A 9,127-nucleotide genomic window follows, 5' to 3' on the forward strand; every position below is an offset into this window, starting at 1 on the left:
CATGAAAAAAGAACGGCAGGATGCCATTTTGGCGTTGATTGCAAAAGAGGAGATACCTACCCAGGAAGTACTGCGGGATCGCATGGCGGCGCTGGGATTTGAAGTGACTCAGGCAACGCTGTCGAGAGATATGCGTGAGCTGAAGCTGACCAAGGAACGGCGCAACGGCAGGCGTGCTTGCTATACAGCGCCAGCGCGGCAGGGAATTACCGGGAGCATCTGGCAGGGTGCTGCGCTGCGGACGGACTATGCCGGAAACACGGCAGTGATCCACTGCCGTACCGGTACAGCACAGGCAGTTGCAGCGGCGCTGGATGCCATGCATCGGGAAGATGTGGTGGGCACCATTGCCGGAGATGATACCATATTTGTGCTGCTGCGCACGGAAGCACTGGCACGGGAATTTGCACTTTCTTTTGCAAAACTCATGGAAACGGGAGGATTTTAAATGCTAGCGGAGCTGGAAATTGAAAATTTGGCAGTCATTGCCCATGCAAGGATTCCGTTTTCGCCCCATCTGAATGTGTTTACCGGCGAAACCGGTGCCGGAAAGTCCATTCTCATTCACGGTATTCATGCTGTTCTGGGACAGCGTGTCACAAGGGATATTGTGCGGACAGGCTGCAAAAAAGCGGTGGTCACTGCGCTGTTTACCCATCTGGATGCGGCAGTCTGTGCACGGCTGGATGCGCTGTCTATTTCTCATGAGGATGATGAACTGCTGCTGACACGGGAAATCGCCGCAGACGGCGGCAGTGCCGCACGGGTCAATGGGCACACCACCACAGTATCTGTGCTGCGTGAGATCGGGGATGCACTCATTACCATTCACGGTCAGCATGACAATCAGGTGCTCTTGTCTCCGGAATGCCATTTGCAGATTCTGGATGCTTTCGGCGGTGATGATACGCTGCTGCAGCAGTATCAAGAGACGTTCCGGAATTTGCAGCAGACGGCAAAGCGGCTGAATCAGCTTGTGAAACAGGAACAGGAAAGAGCCCATCGTCGGCAGCAGCTGAAAGAACTGGTGGCAGAGGTGGACGACCTGGGGCTGGAGATCGGCGAGGAGGAGACATTGGAGGAGGAACTGAACATTTTGCAGAATGCTGAGAGCATTGCATCGGCACTGCAAAATGCGGCTGATGCTCTGGATGGTGCCGATGCAGATGTGTCAGCGGTGATGCTGACAGATGCCGCCGCCGATGAACTCTCAGCATTTTCAGAACTGCGTGCGGATTTTGCCGCCCTGGGAGAACGCCTAACCACTGCCGGTATTGAACTGGGGGATATTGCGGCAGAATGCCGCAGTTTGCAGGAACAGATGGATCTGGATCCACAGCGGTATGCCCAGGTGCAGAAGCGGATGCAGGAGATTCGCCGTATCTGCCGGGAATATCAGTGCACCGGGGACGAGCTGGTGGAGCAGCGGGAACTGGCGGAACAGGAACTGGAGCAGATGCAGAGCGATACCGAGGAAATCGCCGCACTGCGCCGGGAAAAGGCACAGCTTTTGGAGACAGTCTCTGCACAGGCGAAGGCGTTGTCGGAATACCGCACGAAAACATTGGAGCGTTTTGTGACAGAGGTAACTGCACAGCTGGAATTTCTCAATATGCCAAATGTGGTTCTGGTGGGAAAGCATGCCACTGGAAAACTTACCATTCACGGCATGGACAGCCTGGAATTTCTCATTTCCGCAAACCGCGGGGAAGAACCTCGTCCCCTGGCACGGATTGCATCGGGCGGTGAGTTGTCCCGTATTATGCTGGCACTGAAATGTGTCATTGCCGATCGGGACAGCATTCCCACGCTTATTTTTGATGAGGTGGATACTGGCGTCAGTGGTAAGGCTGCCCAGAAAATCGGCATGAAATTACAGGAAGTGGGACGAATCCGGCAGGTGCTCTGCGTGACGCACTTGTCCCAGATTGCCGTTATGGCAGACCATCATCTCATGATCGAAAAGCAGACGGAATGCGGCAGGACGGAGACCCATGTCATGCCCCTGGATGCCGATGGGCGTGTCCATGAAATTGCTCGGATTATGGGCGGCGACGATCCCAGTGAACTTCTGCTGCAATCGGCACAGGAGGAACTGGAACGCTGGCAGACAGACGGACTGCCGGAAAGTGCAGGTGAACAGGGAACATGATGGAGCCGGAGGCATTATTACAGCAATATTTCGGACATGCGTCTTTTCGTACAGGACAGAAAAAGGCAATTGATGCTATTTTGCAAGGCAGAGATGTGCTGGCTGTCATGCCCACTGGTGCCGGAAAATCTGTCTGCTATCAAATCTCTGCACTGCTTCTGCCGGGAATCACCATTGTCATATCGCCCTTGATTTCCCTGATGAAAGATCAGGTGGAGGCACTGCATCAGGTGGGTATTCCGGCGGCGTATGTAAACAGCAGCATTTCCTCTGAGGAATTTCATATGACCATGCAGCTGGCGCAGCAGGGGAAGTACAAGATCCTCTATGTTGCTCCGGAACGCCTTATGACGGATAGTTTTCTCTGGCTGGCGGAACGAGTGCAGATCAGTATGGTTGCAGTGGACGAAGCCCACTGCGTTTCTCAGTGGGGACAGGATTTTCGACAGAGTTATCTGGATATACCGATGTTTGTCCAACAGCTGCCCCGGCGTCCCATCTGCACAGCGTTTACGGCAACGGCAACGGTACAGGTAGAACGGGATATTGCTGAGATCCTGCAGTTGCAAAATCCAGAGATGATCAAGACTGGCTTTGACCGGAAAAATCTGTTCTTCGGCGTGCGGCGACCTAGTAACAAAACGGCAGAACTACTGGAACTACTGAAAGAAAATTCTGGAAAAAGCGGCGTTGTCTATTGTTCCACCCGGAAGGCAGTGGAGGAGGTATGCGATGCCGTCTGTGATGCAGGATATGGGGCAACACGCTATCATGCCGGGCTTTCTGACAGAGAACGTGGGCAGAATCAGGAGGATTTCCTCTATGACCGAAAGCCCATTATGGTGGCGACCAATGCTTTCGGCATGGGCATTGACAAGTCTAACGTGTCCTTTGTCATTCATTTCAACATGCCTAAGGATCTGGAAAGCTATTACCAGGAGGCAGGGCGTGCCGGGCGGGATGGAGAGCCGGCGCAGTGTATTCTGTTGTACAGCGGAAAAGACGTGCGCACCAATACATTTTTAATTGAACGCAGCCGGGAGACCATGGATGTGGAGGATGATGCGCTCCGGGAATTTCTCATTGAAAAGAGTAAGGAACGGCTGAAGCAAATGACTTTCTATGCCACCTCTACCAGCTGTCTGCGCCATCGGATGCTAAGGTATTTCGGAGAAAATTCACCGGAAAGCTGCGGAAATTGTTCCTGCTGCCAGACCAATTACAAAGAAGAGGACGCTACCCTGGAGGCAAAGAAGATTCTTTCCTGCGTGTATCGTGCCCAGAAAAGCGGCTATCATCTCAGCCGTACCATGGCAGCAGATGTGCTCATCGGCAGCAAAAAGGAAGTTGTTCTGCGGATGCGGTTGGATCAGCTGTCAACTTATGGAATTATTGACAAAATGTCCCATCGGGAAGTGGTACAGCTGATGGATGAGCTGATCCAGCGGGAAGATCTTGCGCTGCGGCAATTCAAGGATTATCAGGAGCTGGCACTGACTGCCGGGTCGGTGGAGATTATCCGGGATCAGAAACAGGTGACACGGCGTGTGCCCATTGTCCGGGAAAAATTGGCGGCGCCTGCAGGAACGACAGATCCCACTATGACGGCAGAGGACAATACGCTCTTTCAGAAGCTGCGTGAAATGCGGACGCAGCTCGCCAAAAACGAGGGTGTACCGCCGTATTTTATTTTCGCAGATGCCACGCTCCGGGATATGTGCCGGAAGAAACCCCATACCATGGGCGAAATGCGGCAGGTGTCCGGTGTGGGTGTGATCAAGGCGCAGAAGTATGGAAAAAAGTTTTTAGGTGTGATTGCTGGACACCTGGAGGGTTCTATGGTCGGGAATTCGTGATGATCGGATTTCCGCTTTGTGAAGAAAAATTCCGGCGGAAAAGTCATCTTGCATGAAAACTTTGGAATCATTTGTTTTTTTTCGGTTTCCGTTATAAAATCTGAATTATACAAATCTGGCTTGACATGGCAAACTTTTTCTGCTATAATAATGCTATCAAAATACTGGTTTAGCAAAGGTGCTTCTTTCCAAGAAAGAGGCGCCTTTTTGTTTTATGGAACCGGTAAGTCTAAGGAAGTGACCTGATATGCAAACGTTACAAACCAACACAACAATCCACACGCATCTGATTGAGAATACTGCGGAGATTAACCAGCTGCTGCGCCGGTATGGTGTCAAATTCGGCATTTACAAGAACGGCGAGTTCAAGGAGCAGTTTTTTCCCTTTGATCCCATTCCCCGTGTGATTTCCCATGACGACTTTACGCAGCTGGAGGCTGGTCTGATCCAGAGGGTAGATGCTTTGAATGCATTTCTGTACGATATCTATCATGAAAAAAAGATCGTCAAGGATGGCATTGTGCCGGAGGATTTCATCTATCTTTCCAGCGGCTATCTGCCCCAGTGCGAGGGGATCACCCCAAAAGACCGCATCTACAGCCATATTTCCGGTATCGATTTGGTACAGGCAAAGGATGGGACGTGGTATATTTTAGAGGATAATCTGCGGATTCCGTCTGGCGCATCCTATCCGCTCATTGCACGGGAACTGACACGGATTGCTTCCCCGAAAACCTTTACGGAAAATGCCATAGTGGACAACCGGAACTATGCAAAGCTCCTCAAGAGCACCATGGAGCATGTGAACTGCGGTGGTATTCTGGCGATTCTCACACCGGGCCGCTATAATGCGGCGTACTTTGAGCATTCCTATCTGGCAGAGCTGACGGATGCAGTACTGGTACAGAACAACGAACTGTTCGTGGAGGACAACATACTGTACTACCGTACCTATTCCGGCGGAAAAACACGGGTGGGTGCACTCTATCGCCGGATTTCGGATGAATATATGGATCCTCTGGCGTTTGAACCGTCGTCTCTCATCGGCGTGCCCAATATTATGGAGGCATATCGTGCCGGCAACGTGGCACTTATCAACGCGCCAGGCAACGGCGTAGCGGATGACAAGGGAATTTACTACTTTGTGCCGAAGATGATCCGCTATTATCTGGATCAGGAACCCATTCTGCAAAATGCCCCCACATATCTGCCTTTCTATGAGGAGGACCGGAAGTATGTCATGGCGCATATGGAAGAACTGGTCATCAAGGATGTGGCAGAAGCAGGCGGCTATGGTGTTATTTTCGGCAGAGATCTGGAACCGGAGAAGCTGGAACAACTGAAACAGACTATTCTGGCGGAACCTCGTCGCTTTATTGCACAGGAGATCATTGATTTCCAGGATCTTCCCTTGCTAGAAAACGGAGAGATCGTTATGCGGAAAGCTGACCTGCGTGCCTTTGTGCTTTCCGGCGAAACCACACGAGTATGGCCGTCTGGACTGACACGGTTCTCCCGGAATCCCGATTCGTTTGTGGTCAATTCTTCTCAGGGAGGAGGGTTTAAAGATACATGGGTACAATCTCGTTAGAACATGGTGACCGGCTGTTCTGGCTTGGCCGGTATACCGAACGTTCCTTTACGACATTAAAAGCCATTCAATCACATTTTGACAAAGCTCTGGACGGAGATCCACAGCTGTACCGGGAATATCTGGCGGCATTCGGGCTGCCGGATACCTGCGGAGACCGGGATATGTTCCTGACACAGTTTTTGTTTGACAAGGACAATCCCAATTCGGTGGCATTCAGTCTGCGCTGTGCCTATGACAACGGCATTGTTCTCCGGGAGGATATTTCCACAGAATCTCTCTCCTATTTGCAGCTTGCAATGGATAAGCTGGAACGTTCTAAGGAGGCAAAAAAAAGCCTACGGCTGGAACTGCTGGCGCTGGAGGATATTCTCTATGGATTCTGGGGCTGTTTGGAAGACCATGTGTATGATCTGGAGACCAAGGCGTTGATCGACTGCGGTCAGTCCATTGAACGGTTGGATCTGTATTTCCGGCTGCACTATGCAGATGACGAAGTGATGCCAGAGCTGAAGCGGCTCTTTGATCGACTGCGGTTGATCCCGAAGCATACGCCCTATCGGTATAACACGGCACAGCTTTCTGTGCTGGTGGAACTCATGGGGGAATCGGATATGACAGCCCATGCACCGGTGGCAATCGCCAGCCTGAGTCGGCTGTTCGAACAGGTAGAACAATGAGTCTGACAATGAATTGACAGGAGAAGTTACATGAAACGAATCCGTTTTTTCTTTTCAACAAAGATTACTATGAACCATCATGTGCACAGCCATAGTTATCTGTTTCGCTGCCTTCCCATAGAATCGCCATCGCAGCATGTGGAGGAACTGCAATTTTCCATGCTACCCAATCAACTGCCCAACCGGAGCACCGATGCATTTGGCAATCAGGTACTGAGCGGCTATATTTCCCAGGAGCATCGCTATCTGGACTTTACCGTCCGGGGCACAGCAGTGCGGGATGATACAAAGCCCAAAACCGATCTGATGCCTTGCTATGGCTACCCGTCACCCATGACGAAGGCAGATGCAGGTCTGCGCTGCTTTTTTCGGGAATGCGAAGCGGAAACTGCTGGTATTACGGAGACAGATGTTATGGCGGAGCAGTGGATGCACCGCCTGTATGGACGGATGCAGTATGTCAAGCACAGCACCGATGTGACCACCACGGCAGCGGAGGCATTTGCTGCCGGGCAGGGAGTCTGTCAGGATTATACCCATATTTTTCTGGCATTGCTGCGTATGAAACAGATTCCTTGCCGCTATATTGCCGGGCTTGCCTTCGATGAAGGGGAGACTCACAGCTGGCTGGAACTCTGGGATGGCAGCCAGTGGGTCGGCTTTGATCCCACAAATGACAGGCGAACAGATGAACGGTATCTGGTTTTGTCACAGGGCAGGGATTCCCAGGACTGCGCCCTGAATCGGGGCGTGATGTTCGGGGCATATACCCAGCAGATGCAGCTTGTGGAGACGAAGCTGGAAGAATTGCCCCGATGGGGATAATCTGATTTGCACTAAGTTACTCTAAGATTAGGAGACGTATTGTATGATTAAAACGGTTGCAGAGGCATCACTTGCAGTCAATGAGACGCTAAAAATCCGGAAATCCACCATCCGGAATGGTACAAGCAGCAAGCGGATCTGTATCGTCACTGGTATTCACGGAGACGAACTGGAAGGACAGTATCTGGTCTGGCTGCTGGGCAATTATCTGAAAAATCACATCGGACAGCTGGACGGCACGGTGGACATCTATCCGGCGCTGAATCCATTGGGCATTGATTCCATCACCCGTGGGATTCCCCAATTTGATTTGGATATGAACCGGATCTTTCCCGGAAATCGGAACGGCACCATGATGGAGTCCATCAGTGCTTCTATTATTGAGGACATTCAGGGGGCAGATATCTGTATTGACATTCATTCCAGCAATATTTATCTCCGGGAATTGCCCCAGATTCGCATGAGTGTGCCGACTATGGAGTCGCTTATGCCCTATGGAAAACTGCTGAACGTAGATTTTATCTGGGTGCACGAGTCTGCAACGGTGCTGGAATCGACTCTGGCACATAGTCTGAACAGTATCGGTACAAAGACACTTGTTGTGGAAATGGGCGTGGGAATGCGCATTACCCAGAGCTATGGCAAACAGCTGTTTGATGGCATTCTGAATCTGATGCATGAACTGGGCATGTGGAGTGGTGAAACAAAGCTAGTGCGGGAACCGATTATCTCTCTGGACGGTGCTGTGGAATTTCTCAATTCCGATGCCGCCGGGATCTTTGTGCCATCGGTTTCTTTTGGCACACAAGTCAAAAAAGGAGAGCATATCGGCGATGTACTGGATGCGCTGGACGGTTCTGTGACAGCGTCCATCGAGTCCAATTGTGACGGCTTATTGTTTACCCTGCGGGAGTATCCCATTGTCTACGGCGGTTCCCTGTTGGGACGGATTTTAAAGGAGACAGAACAGGTGGAAGGGACAGGTGAGCCGAGATGAAAAAGGAAATTTTATACTCTTTGAAGTCACCGTACCGGGAAAGTCTGGATGTGGTTGGCTATCGCTTTGGCAAGGGGGAAAAGGCACTTGCTGTAGTAGGTGCCATACGGGGCAATGAAGTGCAGCAGATGTATATCTGTTCCCAGCTGATCCGGAAACTGAAACAAATGGAACAGGAACATCGACTCAACGATGGCGTCGAAATCCTCGTGATACCCTGTGTGAATTATTATTCCATGAATATCGGAAAGCGGTTCTGGCCCATGGATAATACGGACATTAACCGTATGTTCCCGGGGTATGACCTGGGTGAGACAACCCAGCGTATTGCAGATGGGATTTTTCAGAAGCTGCAGGGCTATACTTACGGCATTCAGCTGACAAGTTTTTATCAGACAGGAAATTTCCTGCCCCATGTGAAGATGATGGAGACGCAGCTGACAGATCACAAGCTTATGAAATGGTTCGGGCTGCAATATGGTATCATGCGGACACCCCGCCCCTATGATACCACCACGCTGAATTATAACTGGCAGATCTGGGAGACAAATGCCTTTTCTTTGTATTCCAGTGAAACAGATGCGATTGATGAAAGCTCCAGTCAAGCTGCCGTGGAGGCAATTCTGCGGTTTATGAACCAGGCAGAGCTTGCAACGATACATACCACGCCGGGCTATCAGACGGAATTGGTGGAGGAGTCGAACATCTCTCAGATACGTGCCGGATGCGGCGGCATTTTCCGTGCTTCTGTGAAAATCGGGGAGCAGGTGACTGTGGGGCAAGTCATCGGTCAGATTCTGGATCCCTTTGAGGGAACGGTGCTTGCGGAAATTACCGCAGATCATGCCGGTGTGCTCTATTTTTCCTATCATAAGCCGCTGATCCATGAGAGTACGGTTTGCTTTAAAATTATTCATAGCTGAGAGAAAACGATATGTGTCGGGTGTCTGGCATGTATCGTTTTTTTCATTGGGCAATACCGCACAAAGATTGCGCGTCAGGTGCGCCGTCAGATTTTTCGTCAGA

At 51.0% G+C, this 9,127-nt stretch carries 9 protein-coding genes; all 9 read left to right on the forward strand.

From position 1 onward, the window contains the following. Position 1: 1 nt before the first annotated feature. From Q0418_RS09425 to Q0418_RS09465, 9 genes are read left to right on the forward strand one after another with little or no spacing between them, the layout of a single operon-like run. The gene (locus Q0418_RS09425) at positions 2-448 is read left to right on the forward strand and encodes an arginine repressor (protein ID WP_298483883.1); all 447 of its coding nucleotides are present in this window, start codon (positions 2-4) and stop codon (positions 446-448) included. After that, positions 449-2,152, forward strand: coding sequence for a DNA repair protein RecN (recN, locus tag Q0418_RS09430; protein WP_298483884.1), 1,704 nt, complete (start codon positions 449-451; stop codon positions 2,150-2,152). Next, a complete protein-coding gene (recQ, locus tag Q0418_RS09435) occupies positions 2,149-4,008 on the forward strand; it encodes a DNA helicase RecQ (RefSeq protein WP_298483885.1) in 1,860 nt (619 codons plus the stop codon). Before recN ends, recQ begins: the two co-directional genes overlap by 4 nt. An 18-nt stretch (positions 4,009-4,026) precedes the next feature. Beyond that, positions 4,027-4,254, forward strand: a complete 228-nt coding sequence (locus Q0418_RS09440) for a hypothetical protein (RefSeq protein WP_298483886.1) — start codon at positions 4,027-4,029, stop codon at positions 4,252-4,254. A 1-nt stretch (position 4,255) separates the two neighbouring features. Then, positions 4,256-5,599 carry a circularly permuted type 2 ATP-grasp protein gene (locus Q0418_RS09445; RefSeq protein ID WP_298483887.1) on the forward strand — a complete coding sequence of 448 codons (1,344 nt, stop codon included), beginning with the start codon at positions 4,256-4,258 and terminating at the stop codon, positions 5,597-5,599. Next, positions 5,581-6,279, forward strand: a complete 699-nt coding sequence (locus tag Q0418_RS09450) for an alpha-E domain-containing protein (RefSeq protein ID WP_298483888.1) — start codon at positions 5,581-5,583, stop codon at positions 6,277-6,279. The genes Q0418_RS09445 and Q0418_RS09450 overlap by 19 nt, the downstream gene beginning before the upstream one ends. Before the next feature lie 30 nt (positions 6,280-6,309). After that, entirely contained in the window at positions 6,310-7,104 is a 795-nt protein-coding gene (locus Q0418_RS09455; protein WP_298483889.1) for a transglutaminase family protein, read from the forward strand. 43 nt (positions 7,105-7,147) lie between these two features. Continuing rightward, entirely contained in the window at positions 7,148-8,101 is a 954-nt protein-coding gene (locus tag Q0418_RS09460; protein WP_298483890.1) for a M14 family metallopeptidase, read from the forward strand. Further along, on the forward strand, positions 8,098-9,024 hold the full coding sequence (locus tag Q0418_RS09465; protein ID WP_298483891.1) for a M14 family metallopeptidase: 927 nt from the start codon (positions 8,098-8,100) through the stop codon (positions 9,022-9,024). The genes Q0418_RS09460 and Q0418_RS09465 overlap by 4 nt, the downstream gene beginning before the upstream one ends. Positions 9,025-9,127: the final 103 nt, after the last annotated feature.

Origin of the sequence: uncultured Ruminococcus sp., from assembly GCF_937915125.1 — a bacterium.
Lineage (GTDB): Bacteria > Bacillota > Clostridia > Oscillospirales > Ruminococcaceae > Ruminococcus_C.

Excerpts from the sequence above, each read along its gene's own strand:
- Q0418_RS09425 (WP_298483883.1), top strand. The coding sequence starts at position 2 with ATGAAAAAAGAACGGCAGGATGCCATTTTGGCGTTGATTGCAAAAGAG.
- recN (WP_298483884.1), top strand. The coding sequence starts at position 449 with ATGCTAGCGGAGCTGGAAATTGAAAATTTGGCAGTCATTGCCCATGCA.
- recQ (WP_298483885.1), top strand. The coding sequence starts at position 2,149 with ATGATGGAGCCGGAGGCATTATTACAGCAATATTTCGGACATGCGTCT.
- Q0418_RS09445 (WP_298483887.1), top strand. The coding sequence starts at position 4,256 with ATGCAAACGTTACAAACCAACACAACAATCCACACGCATCTGATTGAG.
- Q0418_RS09450 (WP_298483888.1), top strand. The coding sequence starts at position 5,581 with ATGGGTACAATCTCGTTAGAACATGGTGACCGGCTGTTCTGGCTTGGC.
- Q0418_RS09455 (WP_298483889.1), top strand. The coding sequence starts at position 6,310 with ATGAAACGAATCCGTTTTTTCTTTTCAACAAAGATTACTATGAACCAT.
- Q0418_RS09460 (WP_298483890.1), top strand. The coding sequence starts at position 7,148 with ATGATTAAAACGGTTGCAGAGGCATCACTTGCAGTCAATGAGACGCTA.
- Q0418_RS09465 (WP_298483891.1), top strand. The coding sequence starts at position 8,098 with ATGAAAAAGGAAATTTTATACTCTTTGAAGTCACCGTACCGGGAAAGT.